The organism is uncultured Bacteroides sp. (genome assembly GCF_958445495.1).
GTDB lineage: Bacteria > Bacteroidota > Bacteroidia > Bacteroidales > Bacteroidaceae > Bacteroides.
Window position 1 is genome coordinate 210,629 of record NZ_CAUCSQ010000001.1, and the last position, 22,788, is coordinate 233,416.

At 43.4% G+C, this 22,788-nt stretch carries 16 protein-coding genes, 1 tRNA gene and 1 pseudogene; 12 read left to right on the forward strand and 6 right to left on the reverse strand.

The window, feature by feature from the left end; all coding sequences use genetic code 11:
* Positions 1-94 precede the first annotated feature (94 nt).
* The 3 genes from pulA to Q5076_RS00905 form a co-directional block, all read right to left on the reverse strand.
* Positions 95-2,095, reverse strand: coding sequence for a type I pullulanase (gene pulA, locus Q5076_RS00895; RefSeq protein ID WP_303010325.1), 2,001 nt, complete (start codon positions 2,093-2,095; stop codon positions 95-97).
* Between the two features lie 67 nt (positions 2,096-2,162).
* Complete coding sequence (ruvC, locus tag Q5076_RS00900) at positions 2,163-2,729, reverse strand: crossover junction endodeoxyribonuclease RuvC (RefSeq protein WP_303010326.1); 567 nt, start codon at positions 2,727-2,729, stop codon at positions 2,163-2,165.
* Positions 2,726-3,028 (reverse strand): DUF4286 family protein, encoded by a 303-nt coding sequence (locus Q5076_RS00905; protein ID WP_303010327.1) that lies wholly within the window; start codon positions 3,026-3,028, stop codon positions 2,726-2,728. Before Q5076_RS00905 ends, ruvC begins: the two co-directional genes overlap by 4 nt.
* 113 nt (positions 3,029-3,141) lie before the next feature.
* On the opposite strand from Q5076_RS00905, the gene Q5076_RS00910 reads away from it, so the two are divergent.
* Positions 3,142-3,215, forward strand: a tRNA-Ala gene (locus Q5076_RS00910).
* Between the two features lie 847 nt (positions 3,216-4,062).
* On the opposite strand, the gene Q5076_RS00915 is transcribed toward Q5076_RS00910, so the two are convergent.
* The gene (locus tag Q5076_RS00915) at positions 4,063-4,197 is read right to left on the reverse strand and encodes a hypothetical protein (protein WP_303010328.1); all 135 of its coding nucleotides are present in this window, start codon (positions 4,195-4,197) and stop codon (positions 4,063-4,065) included.
* 394 nt (positions 4,198-4,591) lie between these two features.
* Between Q5076_RS00915 and Q5076_RS00920 the strand changes: the two genes are divergently transcribed.
* The 11 genes and pseudogenes from Q5076_RS00920 to Q5076_RS00970 form a co-directional block, all read left to right on the forward strand.
* Positions 4,592-6,073: a DUF6377 domain-containing protein gene (locus Q5076_RS00920; RefSeq protein WP_303010329.1), complete on the forward strand. Its 1,482-nt coding sequence runs from the start codon at positions 4,592-4,594 to the stop codon at positions 6,071-6,073.
* Between the two features lie 199 nt (positions 6,074-6,272).
* On the forward strand, positions 6,273-9,257 hold the full coding sequence (locus Q5076_RS00925) for a SusC/RagA family TonB-linked outer membrane protein (protein WP_303010330.1): 2,985 nt from the start codon (positions 6,273-6,275) through the stop codon (positions 9,255-9,257).
* 20 nt (positions 9,258-9,277) lie between these two features.
* Positions 9,278-11,002 (forward strand): RagB/SusD family nutrient uptake outer membrane protein, encoded by a 1,725-nt coding sequence (locus Q5076_RS00930; protein WP_303010331.1) that lies wholly within the window; start codon positions 9,278-9,280, stop codon positions 11,000-11,002.
* A gap of 37 nt (positions 11,003-11,039) precedes the next feature.
* Positions 11,040-12,704: a SusF/SusE family outer membrane protein gene (locus Q5076_RS00935; RefSeq protein WP_303010332.1), complete on the forward strand. Its 1,665-nt coding sequence runs from the start codon at positions 11,040-11,042 to the stop codon at positions 12,702-12,704.
* A gap of 35 nt (positions 12,705-12,739) precedes the next feature.
* The gene (locus tag Q5076_RS00940) at positions 12,740-14,116 is read left to right on the forward strand and encodes a hypothetical protein (protein ID WP_303010333.1); all 1,377 of its coding nucleotides are present in this window, start codon (positions 12,740-12,742) and stop codon (positions 14,114-14,116) included.
* A 33-nt stretch (positions 14,117-14,149) separates the two neighbouring features.
* A complete protein-coding gene (locus tag Q5076_RS00945) occupies positions 14,150-14,557 on the forward strand; it encodes a CBM35 domain-containing protein (RefSeq protein WP_303010334.1) in 408 nt (135 codons plus the stop codon).
* Complete coding sequence (locus tag Q5076_RS00950; protein WP_303010335.1) at positions 14,554-16,548, forward strand: glycoside hydrolase family 97 protein; 1,995 nt, start codon at positions 14,554-14,556, stop codon at positions 16,546-16,548. Before Q5076_RS00945 ends, Q5076_RS00950 begins: the two co-directional genes overlap by 4 nt.
* A 22-nt stretch (positions 16,549-16,570) precedes the next feature.
* On the forward strand, positions 16,571-18,697 hold the full coding sequence (locus Q5076_RS00955) for a glycoside hydrolase family 97 protein (protein ID WP_303010336.1): 2,127 nt from the start codon (positions 16,571-16,573) through the stop codon (positions 18,695-18,697).
* Positions 18,698-18,748: 51 nt separating this feature from the next.
* Entirely contained in the window at positions 18,749-19,069 is a 321-nt protein-coding gene (locus Q5076_RS00960) for a family 20 glycosylhydrolase (protein ID WP_303010337.1), read from the forward strand.
* A complete protein-coding gene (locus Q5076_RS00965; protein WP_303010338.1) occupies positions 18,967-19,455 on the forward strand; it encodes a family 20 glycosylhydrolase in 489 nt (162 codons plus the stop codon). Before Q5076_RS00960 ends, Q5076_RS00965 begins: the two co-directional genes overlap by 103 nt.
* Before the next feature lie 10 nt (positions 19,456-19,465).
* Positions 19,466-19,744 (forward strand): annotated as a pseudogene (locus Q5076_RS00970) (9-O-acetylesterase); the annotation flags it as partial.
* A 449-nt stretch (positions 19,745-20,193) separates the two neighbouring features.
* On the opposite strand, the gene Q5076_RS00975 reads toward Q5076_RS00970, so the two are convergent.
* Entirely contained in the window at positions 20,194-21,465 is a 1,272-nt protein-coding gene (locus tag Q5076_RS00975) for a DUF2264 domain-containing protein (protein ID WP_303010339.1), read from the reverse strand.
* Positions 21,466-21,505: 40 nt separating this feature from the next.
* A complete protein-coding gene (locus tag Q5076_RS00980) occupies positions 21,506-22,768 on the reverse strand; it encodes a glycoside hydrolase family 88 protein (protein ID WP_303010340.1) in 1,263 nt (420 codons plus the stop codon).
* Positions 22,769-22,788: the final 20 nt, after the last annotated feature.

A 22,788-nucleotide genomic window follows, 5' to 3' on the forward strand; every position in this document is an offset into this window, starting at 1 on the left:
AACCGGATTACAAACATATTCTTATCATATCGCGTTGTCCGGTAAATCCATAGGCCCGGACACCCGCGGCTTGCAACCCGCTTTCCGCCGAAAGTTATTTATGCATAATCAATGCGGACTGGCCGGGGATTATAACTTCCGTGCCTGTCTGTATTCCCAACCCGCGCACATCTATCACGCCGTCTTTGCATACCACTGTATATTTACCGGCAGGAACCTCCAGACGCGCAGGAGTAAGCCGGGAATTAAAAGCGACGATAATATCTCCCCACCGGTCATTGTTCGCATGGTCTTTCAAACGGAATGCAATCAGGTTCTTCCCGTCTACAGGCAGGAACTCCAGGTGCTTCCGGACCATCTCCGCATCTCCCATACGGAAAGCCGGATGAGATTTACGAAGGTCAATCAACCGTTTATAATACATGAGAAGATCTCCGTAGGCAGTCTTATTCCGCCAGTCAATGGCATTTACGGCATCCGGGCTCTTATAGCTGTTATCTATCCCTTTCTTGTCGCGCATTATTTCCTCACCGGCATAGATAAAAGGAATGCCTTGTGAAGTAAACACGACTGTCTGCGCCAATTTATCAAGACGGACAAGCTGTTCGGGAGTAATCCCCGGCATGCTTGCCTTCAACCGGTCTACAAGGCATAAACCATCGTGGCAAGAGACATAACTAATCATCTGCCCAGGCTGTTCCGCCCACGGCTTCCGGCTATAATTCACCGAATCATACCGTACTTGCGGATGTTCCACCGCCCCAACGATGCCGAACTTGACACTCTCCTCACCTCCCGGAAGCCCGGCAAGGAAAGCTCCTTTCTCTTTTTCCCACACGGGGCCGCAAAGCCCGTCACGCAATTCGTCCGAAAAGACAGCGATTCCCGGCATACGGGACACATTTCCTTTCATAGCTAGCGAATCCGCCGGATACTGAGGAGCCTCCGCCGCCCATCCTTCCCCGTAGATGCAGATGGTCGGGTCGACGGCATTCACCGCTTTCCGGATTTCATTCATCGTTTCAATATCATGGATGCCCATCAAATCAAAACGGAAGCCGTCGATATGGTATTCATTCACCCAGTAAAGGACGGATTCTATCATGAATTTACGCATCATCGGCCGTTCGCTTGCAGTCTCATTTCCGCACCCCGAACCGTTTGCCAACGAGCCGTCTTCCTTCTGCCGGTAAAAATAGCCGGGAACGGTACGTTCGAAATTACTCTCCAAGGTATTGAAAGTATGATTATAGACCACATCCATTATCACCCGGATACCGGCTTTATGCAATGCCTGCACCATCTGTTTAAACTCCCTGATGCGGGTAGCGGGCTGATACGGGTCGGTAGAATAAGAGCCGTCGGGCACATTGTAATTTTGCGGGTCATACCCCCAGTTATAACGGTTCTCATCCAGTTTGGTTTCGTCTATGGAGGCGTAATCGCAGGAAGGGAGCAAATGCACGTGTGTGACTCCCAGTTCTATCAGATGGTCGATACCGGTCAGATATTTATCGGAATTCATTGTCCCGTGTTCGGTCAGCGCGAGGAATTTCCCCTTATTTTTTACTCCGGAAGTAGAATCTATGGAGAAATCACGGTGATGCATTTCATAAATAATCATGTCGGAAGCGGACTTTAGCGGAGGACGCCGGTCGTCTTCCCAGCCTTCCGGGTCTGTTGACTTCCAATCGATGATAGCGGCGCGCTTGCCGTTCACTCCGACAGCACGGGCATTGATTCCCGGCGTATCTCCCTGCCATTTATCATTGATTTTAACATTAAAAGTATAGAACTTGCCTACCAGGTCTTTATTCACCGCCGCTTCCCACGTGCCGTTCTCTCCCGGTTTCATCTTCACCGTCTCATAAGCGTGCCCTCCTTCACCCTCATCATAAAGCATCAGGCGCACCTCATCAGCCGTAGGAGCCCAAAGAGTAAACTTTGTCACCGCAGGGGTATATTCCATTTCTATCAGATTCCCCGGACGAACCGGATATAATTCATAAGAAGTATAGCCTTTTTTCACCGGGGAACAACTCATTACCGCTGTCACCGTAGTCGCTCCCAATATTACCAAACAATTAGTTCTCATACATATCCTATATTACGGTTTACGAATCACCCGCACGGTCAGGAGGTCATAAACCAAACCTTATCAATCATTTTACTTTATCCGGATTCTTCGCCACATAGTCTTTCCAACTGTTATATCCTTTTTCCGGAACCGGCCGTCCCATCTGCAGGAAATGGCAATAAGCGGCTGCCAGCCCGTCCGTCGCATCCATAAAAACGGGCATATCTTCTTTGGAAAGATGAAGCATCCGCTGTAACATATCCGCCACCTGTTCCTTCGACGCCTGCCCGTTTCCGGTAATAGCCATCTTGATTTTCAGCGGCGCGTATTCAGTGATTGGTATGTCACGGCTCAACGCCACCGCCATCGCTACTCCCTGTGCACGCCCCAGTTTCAACATCGACTGTACATTCTTGCCGAAAAACGGGGCTTCAATAGCAAGTTCGTCCGGCAGGTAGCTTTCGATAATGCCCAATACCCGTTCATGGATATGGCGCAATTTCAGGTAGTGGTTAGCAAATTTGCGCAAATCGATAATCCCCATCGCGACCATTTCCGGCCGGGTCCCTCTGATTCTGATAATTCCGTATCCCATGATGGTCGTACCGGGGTCAATACCTAAAATTATCTTCTCCTTTACCGGTTGTATCACTCTACTACCTCCATTAAAGTGGGAAATCCGATTACTTTATCCTTGAATATCTTCGTAAGTTCCTCATTCAGACGTACTCCCTGTTCCAGATGCCAACGATGCAACAATTTGCTACTCTCCACTTCCCACTGCAAAGAATAGGCGCTTCCCTCTTCCTGATGGCTCAGTATCCGGCACATACGCGGTGTTTTCAATATGCCGTGCTTCTGCACCTCAGGAATATAAGACTCTTTTATCCAAATCAGAAAGTTATCGCGAACATCATCATCCACTTGAAAAGTCGTATTATAAATCAGCATATCTTTTTTTATATTATTTGTCGCAAACATAGCAATTATTTCAGAATATTGCATTATATTTGCGGCGTAAAAATGATTCGTTTGCAAATGTTATCAATTATAGAACATTAAAGGGGGCGTTAGCTCATCTGGCTAGAGCGCGACACTGGCAGTGTCGAGGTGACGAGTTCGAGTCTCGTACGCTCCACATTAAAACCGTTAACTATCAATTAGTTAGCGGTTTTATTTTTTAGAGATATCAAAGGAGCACCTAAGGACAAGAAAACCGACTCCTGTGTTTTTTTCGGTAAGAATAATGAGGTAAATCGTTTTAAATTTACCACCAATACAAAACAATGGAATTAACAGTTATAAAAAGCGTGAGTGTATGTCAGTCCAATATTGAATAATACGGACAATCAGGACAAATGAATACGAAACCATTCATATAGTTACGTCATTTAAAAACAATTTCAGTGATATGTGCAGGTAAAAGAAAACGAATCGGAATAAATTTGATGAGATTGTCAAAGCAATTCAAGAAACGATTTATTATGATACAGCCTTGAAAAACGGGACATCCATATAAGCATTGTGTATTACGATTTGTAGGTGGATATGAAATACGGAATTTCTATCCTTTTACATATAGCCTTGGCGAGATTGATTACGAAGAGTGATACGTTGAAGTGTAAAGCCAGTTTTGAAGTCGGTCGACCGACAGTTTGTTATTCCTGCTCACTGTCCTTGAATCAGAATTCCAACTGGAAGCGTGTCCTATAATAGTCCGGAACATCACAGACCGACAGATTTCGGTCAGTTGAAAAAGTAAAGCTTATCTATCCGTCCTCTCTCCTTCAAAATACCATACGGCAAAAGATACAAAATACTTAAGAGCCTTTGAATAGACTTCCAATCCGTACAGCCTGCCCTTGTCTGTTTGGAGTTCTGTACATCTGGATGTATCCAGATTCCTGAAGTCGTTCCTTCTGTCATGTCATTTGGAGTATCTGCACGTTCCGTTTTTTTCCAATGTCAGATAGAATAGGACTGTGTCATTCCAGAATCGGCTGGAAAGAGTCATTCCCGAAATAGTTGCAGTAGGTCTGCCTGAAGAATTTTCCGTACCTTCCCAACTGTAAGAAGTTGATACGTTCAGATATGGCTATGAATAATTTCATCGTGTCCATGAAAACTTTTTCAACACATGATTCTTTCTGCTTGTCTATTCGTTTTCGACAATATTTCAATGAACACTTGTGTGTATTTTAAACCGGTGTAAGTCGATTCTGTTGTTTAACATTTAAATTCCCCGCAAAAATTTATCGAAGTATTGTTACTTTTGCAAAGTCCTTTTATTAACATGTTACCTATTTCCACAAAAGAAGTGTTTATATGGATGCATATTCTATTTTATATTCGTTACATTACCAAGTTATCAGACCCGTTTTACTGTGCATAGTATTCGGTTTTGTTATTATACCGGTCGGCGCAGTAATACCTGTACAAATAGATTCGGTATTATCTGCCCTTGATACAGAAATCGACAATCGTCACAGTTATATCGCGGTAAAGGAAAGACAGTTGGTTTTACTTAAAAACAAGTTGGCTAATTTGCCCCGTGGCGAATCCCGTTTCGACTTGTGCAGCATTCTGTATAGCGAATATCAAAACTATCAGTTTGATTCAGTGTATGCCTACGCCGACAGGATGTATGAGATTGCTATTGAAAATCACAATCGGTCAGAACTTGTTCTAGCGTATATAGCTCTCCTTGACTGTTACACCTCGGTGGGCTTCTTTAAGGAAGCTGCTGAAGTGGATAAGTTGATTGAAATCGCTACTATTCCCAAAACGGTTCTGCCGCACTATTATATCTTAAAAGCGCGTATGTTTCAGAATCTGGAGTCGTATGTAGGACGTGAATCTAAGTTGGGCATTCGTTATGCCTATTCAAGAGAAGCATGTTATGACAGTATTTTGTCTCTGGCCCCTGTCGGCAGCTATGAACATGATTATGCAGCTATTGAGAAAAAGACGATATGGGAGTCTCTGCCGAGGGAATCGATTGATGAACGCCTCCGGTTGCTTACGACCCATCATTTAAATGATCATCAAAAAGCAATCAACTGTTCCCTGCTGAGTAATACATATAAAAGTGTGGAGGAAGTGGATTCTGCCATATACTTCGCTGCCCTTGCAGTGATTTATGATATTCGCTCATCGACCCGGGAAAATACAGCAGCAAAAGACCTTGCTATATTAATGCAGCAACGCGGCGATCTCAGTCGGGCAAGCCGGTATATTCATTTGGCTCTTGACGATGCCGAAACCTATAATTCACGGATTCGGCAGATTGAGGTCAACTCGGTTCTTCCATCAATAGAAAATGCACGTTATATGTGGCTTCGCAATACAAAAACCATGTTAATATATGCCATTTCACTATTTGTTCTGTTGCTTTTTCTTCTGTTTTTGATGTATGCCAAAATTAGAAGACGCAATAGAAGTCTGAGTGAGTCAAATGTGGCTATCCGTAGTAAAACCGAAGAACTCGACAAATCTAATGAACAACTCTCTGAGCTGAATTCGAGGCTGAAAGAAGTGAATGAAATCAAAGACCGTTACATCATCGAATCCATCAAAGCCAATCAATATGTAAACGAAGTAGCCGAAATGAGTAAAACTGCTATACGTAAGTTGAATGACAGGAAATATGATGAAGTGAAATATCTGTTGTACGATATGGGAGTTAAAAAGGAATGGCAACGGTTATTTTCGGCTTTTGATAGGGCTTTCATGAAAATGTTTCCTAATTTCGTCGATGAATACAACAAACTATTCCCCAAAGAACATCAGGTCAGCATCGATAGTTCCGGTGCATTGTCCACTGAAATAAGAATTTTTGCTCTGATGCGTTTAGGTATTGACAATCCGACGGATGTGGCTAAATACCTTAATCTGTCTACCAACACGATATATGTATATAAAGCTAAGACCAAAGCTAAAACGCTTGTTCCTAAAGAGGAGTTTGATGATTATATTATGGCAATTCCCAAACCGTGAGGAATAAACCCGGTTACAGCGTCTGAGAAAATCTTTATAAGACCTTAATTATTATATAGGAGAACAATGAGTAATAAGCTGGTTATCACCTTATTACTCATTTTATTTTTCTTAATTGTCAGTTTTGTGCTTTTATCTTACATAATTGCCTTATATTTTTGTGATAGAGTTTTTAATCTTATAATTTAATATCATATCCATGAAAAATTTACTATCAAGATTTGTATTATTGTTAACCTTGTTGGTCCTGTCTGGTTGGACAACTGTGTCGTTTGCACAGTCGATCAATGTTTCGGGAACAGTTGTAGACGCAGAGACTGACGAACCGCTCATCGGTGCAACTGTCAGGGTGAAAGGTGTAGCTTCACAAGCTTGCGCCACGGATATCAATGGCAACTTTTCTTTTACAGGAATTTTACCTGAAGCAGTATTGGAAATCAGTTATGTCGGTTATAAGAATCTGGCTGTTTCGGTTAATGGAATGAGAAAACTCACTATCAAGCTATTACCAGATAGTGAACAACTCAATGAAGTGGTGGTGATCGGCTATGGTACTATGGATAAGAAGGAGTTGACTTCTTCCATATCCCATATCAATGAGAAAGATTTTCTGAAGTCTACTTCTCTCGATGTATCTATGATGATTCAAGGTAAAGTGCCGAGTGTATCGATTACTAATACCGGTGCAGCCGATCCCAACAATCAAGCCAGTATCCAGATTCGTGGTGTATCGTCGAGAAGTGCCGGAACCGGTCCTTTGATTGTGATTGACGGAATTCCCGGCGGAAATCTTACGAATATCAACCCCAACGATATAGCCAGTTTTGACATACTTAAAGATGGAGCGGCGGCTGCTATTTACGGAACACGTGGTTCTAACGGAGTGATTCTTGTGACAACCAAGAAAGGAGTGCGTGACGGGCAGGTGCATACGTCTTATATAGGAACGGTTTCGGCAAGTGTTGCAAATCATGAATTAGACATGCTTACTGCCAAACAATATCGTGCATTACGTATTCCGGGTGGTTACGGGAATGATCTCGGCGGGAATGATGATTGGTTGGATGCTGTGACAAGAACAGGTTGGATGCATCAACATACACTATCGCTCAGCGGAGGGAACAATAAGAATAACTATCGTGTATCGGTTGATTATCGTAAGGCTGACGGAGTGGATTTGTATTCGTCGCGGGAAGAATACGGTGCAAGGGCAGGCATACAACAGACAACACGCAACGGGCTCTTCACTTTTACGGCCAATGTTATCCCAAGGCTTATTAAGCGCAAAAACTCATCTTGGGATGTATTTCGCAATGCGTTGGAGATTAATCCCACGACTCCTATTATGGATGTAGATAATCCTGGACAATATACCGCAATCATCGGCCAATCTGCCGGATATAATCCTGTGGAGTTGCTCAATCTTGAAGAGAATACTTCGGAAACGAAACTGTTAGACTATGATGCTACCGCTAAACTTAACTTGTTGCCTTTGTTGTGGAAAGATTCTGAAAATGGGCACATTTTGGATACACAGATTACATTTGCCGGACACGAATCATCAAATTTCGATTATTGGTTCCGTCCTTCTACCTCTACGCAGGCAATGGCCCAAGGATATTCCGGTGAAGGATCGCGCAAATATGCAAAACAGTCCCAACGTATCCTGGAATGGATTACCAACTACAGCGGTTCATTCGGCGGACATCATGTAAAGGCTATGGCCGGTTATTCTTATCAGTACATAAAAGATCAGAATATCTCAGGCGAGAATAAAGACTTTGTAAACGACGGCATAGGTGCCAATAATCTCGGTACGGGCGATTGGGCTAAGGAGGAAGGTCATGTAGGAATGGGCTCATGGGCCGAAGATTCTAAGTTAATAGCCTTCTTTGGTCGTATCAGCTATGACTGGAAAGGCCGCTACCTGCTGACCGCTTCACTGCGGCATGAAGGCTCTTCAAAATTCGGCAGAGACCATAAGTGGGGAAATTTTCCTGCCGTTTCAGCAGGTTGGCGTATATCAGAGGAACTGTTTATGCAGGATATAGATTGGATTAATGATTTGAAAATCCGTGGTGATTACGGTGAAACTGGCAATCAAGATTTCGGTAACTACAAATCACTCAGTACCATGTCTGGGTTTGGCTATTACTATTATAACGGACAATGGCTGCAAGTGTGGGGACCTGGTAAAAATGTGAATACTGACCTGCATTGGGAGAAGGCGAAAAACTGGAATATCGGCATTGATTTTTCACTATTGAATTATCGAATCTCCGGTTCTTTCAATTATTATAACCGTAAACAGCAGGATCTTTTGGGGGATTATAATGTCCCGGTTCCACCATATTTGCATGCCACGACTTTCGTTAATGTGGGAACAATGAAAAATTCCGGCTTTGAATTCGAACTTCATTGGGACGCAGTACGGTTAAAAGATTTCGACTACTCTATCGACTTTGTAGGAGCCACGATGGATAATAAGTTTGTCAATTTCAGTAATTCCGAATATGTGGGACAGGATTATTCCGATATGGTGACTACTGGCGACCCTTATCCGAATTATACTTTACAGCGTATCTCTGCTGGGGAACGTATCGGTAATTTCTATATGTGGAAATATGCCGGCATCGACAAAAACGGTGAGTTTATGATTTATGACCGGGAAGGCAATATAAAACCTGCTGCTAACGGAACCGATGACGATAAGCAGATTGTCGGCAACGGACTGCCAAGGTTTACCGCATCGATGACCCATAATTTCCGTTGGCGTAATTGGAATCTCTCCATTTTCTTCCGCGGTGCGTTCGATTATGACATTTTCAATATACATGATTTTTATTATGGCACTCAGAGTTTTACAGGTAATGTCTTACAAAAGGCATATACAAAAAACGCAATGATAAAAGGGAAAAACGTAGTGACTGATTATTATTTGGAAAAAGGAGATTATGTAAAGCTCGACATGCTTTCGTTGGGATATACATGGCCTGTTGAATCTCGTTTTCTTGAATCCGTCAAATTTTCGTTTACGGCCAAGAATCTTGCCACTTTCACCCGTTACAGCGGGGTAGACCCTTCTTCCATACAGACAAATGGATTGACTCCGGGAGCTATGGATTCACGTACATATTATCCGAGTTGTCGCCAGTTCGTTCTCGGCGTACAACTTGATTTTTAAACTTATAAAATCTTAAAATCATGAAATCTAGAATATTGGCTATTATAGGCGGATGCGTTTTCACTGTCATTACAGCTGGATGCACAGATTTGAGTGAGACGGTATATAGTGATGTCATGAGTGATAATTACTACAATACCAGGACAGATGTCATACGGGCTGCTCTTCGCCCCTTCGAACATGCATATTGGTCTATCCAAACAAATATTCCTCTTAATGAATTGACGGCAGACCAAATAATGACCTGTACACGTGATGGGTGGTGGGACGATGCCGGACAATGGAGAGTTCTCCACTACCATGAGTTGGATCCTGAGACTCAATATATTGATACGGAATGGGATGGTTGCTACACCGGTATTATGCAAAGTAATTACATTATAGATGAATTGAATAGGTTGAATCCTGCTGAATTTGGCTTTTCCGACCAGGAATTCAGCAATCTGAAAGCCCAGAATCGTACGCTTCGGGCTTGGCTGTATCTACGCTTGCTCGATAAGTTCCGGAATGTTCCTCTCTATACTTCTTCCGATCCTAAAAGCAGTTCCGGTGGACAAGTCTCTCCCCAAGAGTTATTTACCTTCATAGAAAAGGAATTGATAGAAATCCTCAATCTTGTTGATGCCAAGTCGGGTACCGGCGGTAATGGTAACGAACAAGGGCAATGGACCAAAGCCGGAGTGGCGGCATTATTGGTGCGTTTGTATCTGAATGCCGAGGTATATATCGGAGAAGCACATTGGACAGAGTGTGCCATGTATGCCCAAAAAATAGTTGATGGGGAATATGGAATCTATCAGGTGGCAGACCGTTGGGATGAAGTGTTTGATTGGAATAACGATACTTCCGATGAGGTTCTCTTCGCGTTTCCCAGTAGCCAGAATTATACCTTTTGGCTCTACAAAGGCGATACATTTTGGTGGAGCGTTCCGCAACAGATGGAATATTACGTCAATGATTCCAAATGCGAAGGCGGTGATCATAACTGCAAATACGCCCTTACTCCAAGTTATGACCTGAATGGTAAACTTTACAGTTATACACTCGGCAATACGGCTCAAAAATTCCGTAACTATCCCGAAGATGTCAGGCTGAAACTTTACAAAAATTTGGGTAACAACAAACGTGAGGGGATGTTTTTATTCGGTTCTATCCCTGTTGTGAAGAATGGAGTGAGGGGGAACATGACCTCTCCCGACGGCAGTTATGAATTGTATATCCGTGATGCCGTGGGACAGTTTAAAGGGTTACGTCCCGATCAATGGCCTGTCAACAAGATCAGTAACCTTCGTTCGGGAGATCATCAGTCCGGCTGGCATTACGTAAAGTATCCGCTCTATAGTGATGAAGAATCCGGGCAGATGGAATCGGACTTTGTGGAAATACGCCTTCCGGAAGTCATTTATGCATTGGCCGAATGCCATTTCCGTTTGGGGGAATCGTCGAAAGCCGGGAGCTTGCTCAATTCCGTGCGTAAGCGTAACTATCCGCAAGAGAGGTGGAACGAATACCTTTATATTCCGGAAGGAAGCGTTACGCTTGATGAACAGGAGCTTCTGGATGAGTGGGGACGTGAGTTTCTCGGCGAAGGACGTCGTCGTATCGATTTGATTCGTTTCGGAAAGTTCAATACGGGTTCGTGGTGGGATAAGACACCCGATAAAGATGACCATACGAAAATTTTCCCCATTCCGCGCAAATCGTTGGAAACGAACCACAGCCTTAAACAAAATCCCGGTTATTGATGTCACGAATTTATCGAACTTTTAAATAATGAACAAGATGAAGACAATATATGATTATTTATTGCTGATGATGGGATTCTTCTTCCCAATGCTGCTGAATGGCTGTGATGCGGAAAAGAAACTGAGAATTGTTGAAACAGGTGATGCGGCACTTTATAAACAGATTTATATCCTTGGTTATGGAGCAGAAAACAATTTCGAATCTAATCAGGCTATTCCAATGGAGAAAACATCCAATCCGAACATATTTACTTATCAGGCTAAATTACGTTATTATGACGACAATAAACAATTCAAGTTCTGTACGGCACAAGGCAACTGGAATGAAATCTATTATATTATTCCTTCGGCAGGCGTGGTAGGTGGAAAATCGTATGCCTATACCACCTACGGAGAAGACGCCCCTAATAGTGCCCGTCTTTGCTCCGAACTGACCGGAGATCTTGACGATCATTTCTGGGGTATTCGTGAAGGAGAGGATGGTATCTATGATATCACTCTCAATGTGAAAGAGATGACAGTTACTGTTGTGCTGGTAGAAAAACTCGATGAGGAAGAATTTGAATTAAATCAACTGTTTATAATTGGTGATGCGACTCCATCAGGCTGGGACATCAATAACCCTTATCCAATGGAAATGATTTCGACCAATGTATTTCAGTATGAAGGTCCGCTCAGATTAGGAGAGATGAAGTGTCCGATCAACAATAACGGAAAGTTTGAAGACGAGTTTCTTATGCCACTCGTAGCGGGAACTGTTATCAATAAATCGGGTGTGGCCGATCCAGCTGTGGAATATGTACCGACCGGCAATCCTGATAGTAAATGGAAGATTGAGTATCCCGGCAATTATAGAATTATCATAGATGCATCGGGTGGTAAAAAGAACATTACCATTAGTGTGACCTGGTTAAGTGATTTAGAGTTGGAGCCAGAGCTTTATATGTTGGGAAATGCATCCGGTAAATGGTATTCAACCGATGGATTCTGTATGGATTCAGCAGACGGGAATATCTTTACATGGGAAGGCGAAATCAATTATAATACGGAGAATAAACAGTTCAAGTTCTGTACTGCAAAAGGAGAATGGGACCAGGTAGAATTTCTTGTTCCGGAGAATGCAACCGCCGATGGCTATATAGAAGTCATACAACCGGGTACTTATAAACTACAACGTTGTTCGCAGAGTGAGGGTACATTGAAGGATGCGTTTTTCGGTATTCCAGAAGACGGTAGTGGGGTGTACAAAATAAGCGTGAATGTTGAGACCTTAACCGTTACATTAGAAAAAGTACAAGGCATCGATGAACCGGAAATTACCGAACTGTACATGCTGGGAGTTGCCGGAAATTCCGGGACCGATTCCAATCATCCGGGAGTACAACTGACATACGATGAAACATCCGGGCGTTTTAGTTGGGAAGGGGAACTTTATTATACCGAGAATGAAGGAAACCGGCAATTTAATTTCATCACTTCCAAAGGGGATTGGGATCAGGTAACTTTCCTTATACCTGAAAAAGGTGACAGTGACGGATATCGCGAGCTGGTAGAGGACAACGGAGTCTATAAGATAAAGAAAGTCCGGGGAGCTGGCAATCCGTTGAGTGCATCATGGGGTATTTCTCAAGAAAACAGTGGTAAATATCGTATCGAAGTCGATGCAGAAGATATGACACTTTATGTGTTTAAAGCAGAGTAGATTTTCAATGTATTAAACCATTAAATTACAATAAAATGAATATTAAAAGTATATTTTTGTGTGGGCTCGCCATCGTTTCTATGGCAGTCAGTGCTCGCGATAGTAAATTCACGAGACATGGTGCTGGTCCTCTTTATTGGATGGCGTATGAACAGTGTTACGTGACCAACAGTCCATTGGCAGAAGACCGCTATCAGAAGTCTGTAGATTGGGTAGCCGAGAATTTTCTTTCCTACGGTTACGATATGATTTGTACTGATGGCTGGATTGAGGGGGCACAAACTGTTAATGAGAATGGGTACATTACGAAATATAACGATGGTTGGAATCACGACTTTGCTTATTGGATTGATTATAACAGGAAGAAAGGGTTGAAAACAGGGGTTTATTACGACCCGTTGTGGATGTCGAGAAAGGCCTACGAGAGCAATCTGAAAGTAAAAGGTTCCGAAAAGACCACCCGTGACATCAAAGGGGATGTTAATTTTAACGATTTTCTTTATTGGGTAGATACAGATAAGGAAGGCGCCGAGCAGTGGGTAAAAGGATATGTCCGCTATTTTATCGACCTTGGATTTTCATTTCTCAGAATAGATTTCCTGAACTATTATGAAGACGCTTATGGTACGGAACGCTATGTGAAGGCTCTCCGGTGGATTAAGGAGGAGGCAGGTGATGAGATTTTCATTTCTTTGGTCATGCCCAACTGCTTCGAACATGCAGCAAACGAAATTCCCTACGGCGATCTTTTTCGTATCAGTGAAGACGTGTTCGGTGGAGGATGGGATTTTATCAGTAACCGTCGTCGGGGTGTCCAACAAAATCGTTGGGCACAATGGGGCAATGCTTTCGATGGCTTTGTAGGATTCAGTGATGTTGCTGCTCGTGGACAAATTATGATGGATGGCGATTTTATCAGGCTGAATACGTGCGAAAGCGATACGGAACGCCAGTTTTGGGTATCATTGATGGCTATTACCGGTTCGCCCATCGCTATTGCCGACCAGTATGATACAGCCAACGGTTGCGAGCGTTTTTATCAGAATGAAGAAATCCTGGCTCTTAATAAGATGGGATTCAGTGCACGACCGATGTCGGGTAATCCGTCGGAAATTGCAAGCTCGAAATGGATGGGGCAATTGCCTAATGGCGAGTGGATTGTCGGATTGTTCAACCGTGAGGAAGAAGCCTCGGATATGTCTATCAATTTCTCGCGTGATTTAGGTATTAAAGAAGGCAAAGTCAGCAATATACGTGATCTTTGGACTCATTCCGATTTGGGCGCTTTTGAAGGTGTTTATAAAGTGAATATACCTGCACATGGATGCCGCATTCTTCGTATCACATCTTCATGCAAACGTTATCAGGCTGAAGTTGCCGCTCTGCGTGGCAATGTGAAAGTTCGAAAATAACAACCGATTATTAATTTGTAAGAAACGACCGCAATGAAAAAGATTATATTTCCCTTCTTGGCAATAATAGCCATAGGACTGATGTCTTGCAAAAACGATTGGACAATAGACGATGCAGATTTGCCGCCGATTGTCGAAAATTCCGACGGGTTCGGCTCTGTGGGCGATTTTACGGGTGAGGGGGCTTCCGTGCTCTTTGCTGTAGAAGTGCCTGTGACTGATGATTATACAGTTATAGTACGTGGACGTGCTTCCTCCGATATTCCGGGGACCGGTATCATTAAGGTGAATGGAAGCGAGGAGCAGGTTTCTTTCAATGAGCAATATGTTTGGAAAGATCAGACTGTGACTGTGAGGCTTGAGCAAGGTATGAATGACATTGATATCTGTAAAGGTAGTGGTAATGGAATGTTCTTTATTGATTATATCGAACTGAAATGATACGTAAAATTTTAATTAGTTGTCTCTTTGTAGTCTATTCGGGTCTGTTGATGATGGGTAATACGACCTATCACATAACATCCCCTGACGGACATATAATGGTAGCATTCGAGGTTTCTAAGAAAGGAGAAATCTTTTATCAGGTGACTCGTGGCAAAGAGACGGTATTGTCGAAATCGAGATTGGGGCTAAAGCTAAAAGATATTCCCGATATGGTTGCCGGATTTTCAGTTACCGGCATTCGGCGCAATACTGTTTCAGAATCGTGGAATCCGGTCTGGGGTGAAGAATCAGTTATAGAGAATAACTATAATGAGATGGTTGTCGATCTCATGCAGAAAAAAATAGCTCCGACTCGTAAGATCAGTGTGGTGTTCCGTGTGTTTAATGACGGTATCGGGTTTCGTTATGAGTTTCCGCGGCAAGCACAATTGGGCGACTTTGTAGTTATGGATGAACTTACCGAATTTGCCTTTACGGATAAGCATACAAGCTGGTCGCTTCCTGTAGAAGGGATACGTTTCTACGAAGGCTTGTTCCGTGAACTTCCCATCGATGAGATAGGATGGGCAAGTACACCGGTCACGATACGTACTGACAAAGGACTGCATTTAGCTCTTCATGAAGCTAATTTGACAGATTTCGCCGCCATGAATGTACAGGCTACGCCTGGAAGCAATACGCTTCGTGCCGCACTTACACCATGGAGCAGCGGTGAGAAGGTGTTCGTGACTGATGTACGGGTAAGTCCGTGGCGTACACTGATCATCGCCGACAACGCCGGTGATATGATGCTTTCACGTATCATGCTTAATTTGAATGAGCCTTGCCGGATAACGGATACTTCGTGGATCAAGCCGCAACGTTATATCGGTGTTTGGTGGTGTTACCACATGAAAACCCACACATGGTATGATGGACCACAGCACGGGGCTACAACAGAAAATGTGCTCCGTTATATGGACTTCGCTGCTAAGAACAATTTTGGCGGAGTGTTGGTGGAAGGTTGGAACCCTGATTGGAAGTCGTGGAATTTTGATTACGTGCATCCGTATAAGGATTTTGACATTACACGCATTAATGACTATGGACGTAATAAAGGAGTTACCCTTATCGGTCATCATGAAACGGGTGGGCGTATTACCAATTATGAAAGGCAGATGGAAGACGGATTCGAACTTTATCGGCGAAACGGTATGCACTATGTCAAAACAGGTTATGTCGGTGATCTGCTCGATGGTAAAGAACGTCATAGCAGCCAGTTCGGGGTGAGACATTATCGTAAGGTGATTGAAACCGCCGCCAAATACCAGATTGCCATCGACAATCATGAGCCTGTCATTCCTACGGGATTACAGCGTACTTGGCCGAATTTAATGACTCAAGAAGGAGTGCGCGGACAGGAATGGAATGCGTGGAATGAGGAAGGCGGTAATCCGCCTGCACATACGGTGACCTTGCCATTCACGCGAGGTTTGGCCGGTCCTATGGACTTTACTCCGGTCATATTCAGTTTTGAAAATAAAGCAATGCCGCAGACACATCCCAATACGACACTTGCCAAACAACTGGCCCTGTTTGTGATTCTCTATTCACCGCTCCAGATGGCCGCCGATATGATTGAGAATTATGAGAATAATCCCGGTCCGTTCCAGTTTGTTTGCGACTGTCCTATCGACTGGGATAAAACGGTTTATCCGGAAGCTGAGATCGGAAAATATATAACCGTTGCCCGTAAAAGCAAAGATGGTAATTCATGGTATCTGGCCACCGCTACTGGTACGGAAGCCCGTATAGCCAATATCAGTCTTTCATTTCTTGATACCGGCAGTAAATATAAAGCCGTGATTTATCGTGACGGATGTGATGCCGATTGGGAAAAGAACCCTTATCCGGTAGAAATTGAAACCCGTGAAGTAACTGCCGGCACGACGCTTTCAATTCCTATTGCTCGTGGCGGTGGTGCTGCTGTAAAATTGTTTAAAATATAACTTCTGTATTATTTTGATAATTATGATAACTCGACTATGTAAATCTTTAAGTTTGGCATTTTGTTTAGTATGTGCAACGTCTATCTCTGCCGGACATCCGTTTTCATCGCCTGACGGTAATCTGAAAATGAACTTTTCTTTATCTTCCGAAGGGCGTCCGACATATGCGTTGTATTATAAGGGGAAAACTGTGATCAGGCCGAGTGGCCTTGGATTTATACTAAGAAACTCAGATCAGTTGCTTGAAAAGTTTGAAGTGACTGCTGTGACGAATGATTCGTTGAATGAAACATGGAAACCTGTATGGGGAGAAGAATCAGTCATCCGTAACCATTACAATGAAATGGTAGTGGATCTCAAGCAGGCGGACACCAACCGCCGGATGTCTATACGTTTCAGGCTTTTTAATGACGGACTCGGTTTTCGATACGAATTCCCACAGCAACGTGAATTGAGTTATTTTGTCATCACAGATGAATGTACGGAGTTTGCGATGTCAGGTGATATGACAGCCTATTGGATTCCGGGGGATTATGATACACAGGAATATGATTACACACGCAGCAGGCTTTCGGAAATACGTGGGTTGATGGAACAATCGATTTCCGATAACCTGTCACAAACGTCCTTCTCACCTACCGGTGTACAAACCTCATTGATGCTGAAAACCGATACCGGCTTATATATTAATCTTCATGAAGCGGCTTTGGTCAATTATCCGGCCATGCATCTCCATCTCGATGATAAAAATTTTGTATTTAAGTCGTGGCTCACGCCTGATGTCAATGGGGATATGGCATACATGCAAAGTGATTGCTGCACACCTTGGCGTACCATCATTGTTTCCGACGATGCCCGCGACATTCTCGCATCCCGTATCACGCTCAATCTGAATGAGCCATGTAAAATCGAAGATACTTCGTGGATATCCCCTACCAAGTACATAGGTGTTTGGTGGGAGATGATTACCGGCAAAAGCGATTGGAGTTATACATGGGACTTCCCCAACATCCATCTCGGAAAAACAGATTATGCCCATGCTAAACCTCATGGACGTCATGGAGCCACTACTGAGAATGTGAAACGGTATATCGATTTTGCTGCCAAACATGGTTTTGATGCCGTATTGGTCGAAGGGTGGAATGTCGGTTGGGAAGATTGGTTCGGTAACTTTAAAGAAGATGTATTTGATTTTGTCACTCCCTACCCTGATTTTAATTTGCCGGAAATTCGAGATTATGCCAAATCTAAAGGCGTAAAAATGATTATGCATCACGAAACATCTGGCGCTGTACGCAATTATGAACGCCGTATGGACCAAGCATATCAATTTATGGTGGATAATGGATATGAAGCCGTTAAAAGCGGTTATGTGGGTGATATAATACCTAAAGGTGAACATCATTATACTCAGCGGATGGTCAATCACTACCAATATGCTGTTGAAAAGGCAGCCGCTTACAAAATTATGGTAAATGCCCATGAGGCGGTGCGTCCCACCGGTCTTTGCCGGACATGGCCCAATCTGATTGGTAATGAATCTGCACGCGGTTCTGAATATCAAGCTTTTGGAGGAAGTAAACCGGGCCATACGACTATACTCCCGTTTACCCGTCTTATCGGCGGCCCGATGGATTATACTCCGGGATTGTTTGAGAATGATATAACTCGGTATAATCCGGATAAAAAATCGTGGGTGAACACCACACTTGCCAATCAGCTCTCGTTATATGTCACGATGTCGAGTCCGCTTCAGATGGCTGCCGATCTTCCGGAAACTTATGAGAAATATCTCGATGCTTTCCAGTTTATTAAAGATGTGGCACTCGATTGGGATGAAAGTCACTACCTCGAAGCCGAACCGATGGAATATGTAACTGTAGCCCGACGTGCAAAGAATGTTGACAACTGGTTCATTGGCGGTACTAATGGAGAAACTCCCCGCGTTGCGACAATTGATTTCTCATTTCTTCCTGCGGGACGAAAGTACACCGCTACGATTTATCGTGACGGTAAGGAGGCTCACTATCGGAACAACCCTACAGACTATGTGATTGAGACAAAGACTGTCAATCATAAAACAAAGTTGAAAATCAACACAGCATCCGGTGGAGGTTTTGCGATTTCACTTATACCGAAAGCTTCTTAAAACCTGCCTGAATCTTGCATGTTCTGCCCTCATTAGAAGTATAGAATAGAGATGCTCGGACATGCCAGTGCCGCCATTGCGTCTTATCCGTGGCTCGGAACAGTGAATGCTCCCATAGAGGTGCCGGGCAAATTCGGAGTCCATTACAATACCTACAACATAGCAGACCCGCAAGTGGTGGAGGCATTGAAAAACATTCTGGAAGAAGTGATAGCGCTGTTTCCTTCGCCCGTGGTGCACATCGGCGGGGATGAGGTGAAATACAACCAGTGGAAAGAATCGCCTGCCGTGCGGGAGTATATGAGGAAACATTCGCTGAAATCACCGGCAGCAAACTACATGACTACCAGTCTGCCACCGATACGGAGGTGATGAATGAGCAACTGGCAAAAAATGCCATCGTCCATTGCTGGAAAGGTGATTATTCGTTAGTCAAAGAGGCGATTGAGAATGGGTATGACATAGTGAATGCTTATCATGAGTTTACCTACATCGACTATGATTATGAGAAAATCCCTCTGGAGAAATCTTACCGGTTCCATCCCGTCCCGGAAGGCATCGCACGGGAAAAAGAGAAACAGGTATTGGGACTGAGCTGCCAGATGTGGGGAGAATTCATCCCGACGGTAGAAAACATGGACCGGTTGCTGTTCCCCCGCATCACGGCATATGCGGAAACGGGCTGGACGTTAAAAGAAAACAAGAATTACCAGAGATTTTTGAAGGCATTGGACAATTATAAAAAAACGTATAAATAAAAAAATGGATATGAACAGGCATTTTGCATGGCTATTGCTATTGATAAGCGTGACAGCGGAGGCGCAGGTAAAGTTATCGCCCTTATTTTCTGACAACATGGTGTTGCAGCAACAGACGGAAGCACCGATATGGGGAAGCGCCCGACCGGGGAAAACAGTGGAAATCACAACGTCTTGGGACCGGAAGGAATACACAGTGAAAGCGGACGGACAAGGACGGTGGAAAACGGAAGTCGCCACGCCGGAAGCAGGAGGGCCTTATAGGATTACCATCTCTGACGGGCAACGCTGAAGTTACCCTCCCGTTTGCAGTCCGTTATGCCTGGGCAAACAACCCGGAGGGTAATCTGTGCAACGGTGCGGGACTCCCCGCTTCTCCTTTCCGTACGGACGACTGGAAGGGGATGACCTATGGCAAGTGATATCTGTATATATCCAGTCTTGATAAAACTAAGCAGGGATATTCAGTAAATGTCCTAAAAATATAAGATGGCATGTGTGAATGAGTATAGAATTTCTCATTCCACATACCATCTTTATTTCGTATCTCAGCCATATCTTCGGAGAAGGATTCCCCCCGTTTTGACTGTCAAACCTTGCATTAGTTCTATACTGACAAATGCAGATAGTCTAAAATTCAATAACCCCACTTCTAATAACCGTCTAAAAAAAGCAGAGTTCAAAACTTATTATCCTTCTATCCCCACTGTCAATAAATCGTGCTCTACATTCTAGAAATTAATATTCAACCTTATAATCCTTTTTAATTTTCTCACCTGCCCACGCCTTCTTTGTTGTCCAGTCTGCCGGTGCATCCGTCCAAAACGGGTTGTCCGCCGGCAATCCTAAAGGAAGAAAACTCAAAGTAGCCATATACAAACTACCGGTAGAGGTATATCCATCCGCCACTTCCGGCTGATGACCGTTAAAGCCTAAAACAAGCCATCCGTTTTTATCAAAATTTTGATTTCCCTCATACATATTTTTATGTACGGCTGTCAAAGCACAACGTACCTGTGCCGGAGATACATGAGCCGGTAATTTTTCCCGTAATGCAACATCCGCCAAAGATTGAAAAGCCGCTGTGCGATATGTAACGGAGCGTCCGAAAGCAGGATAAGTTCCATCAGGACCAATGATACGCTCCGAAAATTCCGAATGACGTACCATTCTGTTCATGGCTTCGTCATACTCTTTTTGACTGGCCCTTTTCTTCGATAACAAAGTTTCAAGCATCGCCACCATCATGGGATTCAAAACATAAGCGTTATAATAATCCATGCTGAATTTACTGCCGTCACTATACCAACCGTCACCCACATACCATTCTTTTATCTTATTTTTAGCGATATTGATACGAAACGGGTCAGACTCCGCCCCCTGTTGCAATAGAAAAGCTTCCGTCAGCCCTGTAAACAACAACCAATTATTATATGCTCCCGTACGATTGCGTAAGGCCTTGAAAGACTCAAAATAACGTTGCTTAGTAACATCATCCAACGGCTCCCATAGAGCTTTCGGGGCACGTAAAAAAGCATGTACCAAATAAGCAGCATCTACAATGGGTTGTGCATATTCAGTGAAATTCAGCTTATCCGGCGATGAAGGATCAACAGCATTCTTCAACCCTCTCAATACTTCCTCACGCATCTGTTTACGCAGTTTGCCTTCTTCCGTATCATCATCGGGCAATGCTAGCCAAGGTGCTACTCCTGCCAAAGTACGTCCTACAGCTTCCAAATGAGTCATAACTTTGAATCCGTCTGTCTTCCCACTGGCTGTTTCCACCGGCATATTTTGCCGCAAAGTATTTTCTGACAGATTATGTATGACAGGATAGGAAATCTTCCATAAATACTTTACCCACAACGCACGGTCCTGTTCACCCGTAGTTACTTCTTCCACCAGTTGTTTTGCTGTTTTTTTATTCTTCTTATTTTGTGCATGAGTTACCATCATAGGCATCATGAGTAACATCAGCAAAAATACTGAATAATTTATCCGTTTCATGATTATAGTTGTATTAATTTATTAGATTTAGATGACAAGATTAGAACAAAGGTAAACCGTCCAACATTCGGCTATAACGGTAAAGTGCCTCAACGAAATAGTAATCTGCATATGTCAATGGTACATCAATCTCTGAATTATGCGGAATCGAACCTACACTGTGCATAAGAATGAAATTTCCGTTCTCTCCTTCTTCCGCCCGATAAGCCGAACTACCCAAAGAATGCATTATTTGTTTCGCTACTTCCAGATACTTTTTACCTTTTAACCCTCTAGTATAGGTACTTAGCTCCAACAAAGCGGATGCTGTACAAGCAGCGGCAGAAGCATCACGATAGTTAGTTACCACTTGATTGGCATTAGAACGGATACCCGGTATATATCCCTCCTGATTGGCATTAAAATCCCAATAAGCGACCTTATCCGAGGGTAAATTGGGATGGTTAATGTAAAAATCAGCCATACCTTGTGCCGTCTTCAGGAAACGCGGGTCTCTTGTCTCACGATATACCATCGTGAAACCATAGATTCCCCAAGCCTGTCCTCTGGACCAGGCTGAGTTATCCGAATACCCTTGCGAGGTTTCACCTTTAATCGGTTTTCCGCTTTCTTTATCATAATAAATAATGTGATAACAACTGAAATCGTCACGTACCTGATTCTTCATTACTTTTTCCGCATGAGAAACGGCGACCTTGCTGAAACTATCGTCACCTGTCACTTTACTGGCATGAAACAAGAGTTCCAAATTCATCATATTATCTATAATAACCGGAAAATCGTACACCTTATCTCCATGCCAAGAACGAAAACCATTCCAGGACTGTATTACTCCCGCCTTTTCCCGAAAACGGGTACAAAGTGAACGGGCCGATTCAATCAAAATATCATCGTATGATTTTTTCGGTTCAAAACGGTTGGCATTTCCATAACTGCAATACATCATAAAACCGATATCATGATTATCGGTAAAAGTCTTTACCGGCTCCATCTTCCGAGTATAGGCTAATGCCGAATCCTGTAATGTTTTGTCATCAAGATACTCAGATACATACCATAATGTCCCCGGAAAAAATCCTGCTGTCCACAAATAAATACTTCCTTTAGAGGGCATACCATTCTTCGCCAGGCTATGAGGCATTACTCTTTTTTCATTACCTGGAGTTTTCAGCATCAGGTTGCACTGTTTCGCCGCAAACTCCATGTTCTCTTTCACAAATTGTTTTTCGGTCTCTTGTCCCCAAATATGGTTTAAAGTACAAGAAAACAAAAAAGCACCGATTAAACTTATTCTACATTTCATCATCGAATCATTTTATATTA

Excerpts from the sequence above, each read along its gene's own strand:
- pulA (WP_303010325.1), bottom strand. The coding sequence starts at position 2,095 with ATGAGAACTAATTGTTTGGTAATATTGGGAGCGACTACGGTGACAGCG.
- Q5076_RS00905 (WP_303010327.1), bottom strand. The coding sequence starts at position 3,028 with ATGCTGATTTATAATACGACTTTTCAAGTGGATGATGATGTTCGCGAT.
- Q5076_RS00915 (WP_303010328.1), bottom strand. The coding sequence starts at position 4,197 with ATGGACACGATGAAATTATTCATAGCCATATCTGAACGTATCAACTTC.
- Q5076_RS00925 (WP_303010330.1), top strand. The coding sequence starts at position 6,273 with ATGAAAAATTTACTATCAAGATTTGTATTATTGTTAACCTTGTTGGTC.
- Q5076_RS00930 (WP_303010331.1), top strand. The coding sequence starts at position 9,278 with ATGAAATCTAGAATATTGGCTATTATAGGCGGATGCGTTTTCACTGTC.
- Q5076_RS00935 (WP_303010332.1), top strand. The coding sequence starts at position 11,040 with ATGAAGACAATATATGATTATTTATTGCTGATGATGGGATTCTTCTTC.
- Q5076_RS00940 (WP_303010333.1), top strand. The coding sequence starts at position 12,740 with ATGAATATTAAAAGTATATTTTTGTGTGGGCTCGCCATCGTTTCTATG.
- Q5076_RS00945 (WP_303010334.1), top strand. The coding sequence starts at position 14,150 with ATGAAAAAGATTATATTTCCCTTCTTGGCAATAATAGCCATAGGACTG.
- Q5076_RS00950 (WP_303010335.1), top strand. The coding sequence starts at position 14,554 with ATGATACGTAAAATTTTAATTAGTTGTCTCTTTGTAGTCTATTCGGGT.
- Q5076_RS00955 (WP_303010336.1), top strand. The coding sequence starts at position 16,571 with ATGATAACTCGACTATGTAAATCTTTAAGTTTGGCATTTTGTTTAGTA.
- Q5076_RS00960 (WP_303010337.1), top strand. The coding sequence starts at position 18,749 with ATGCTCGGACATGCCAGTGCCGCCATTGCGTCTTATCCGTGGCTCGGA.
- Q5076_RS00975 (WP_303010339.1), bottom strand. The coding sequence starts at position 21,465 with ATGAAACGGATAAATTATTCAGTATTTTTGCTGATGTTACTCATGATG.
- Q5076_RS00980 (WP_303010340.1), bottom strand. The coding sequence starts at position 22,768 with ATGAAATGTAGAATAAGTTTAATCGGTGCTTTTTTGTTTTCTTGTACT.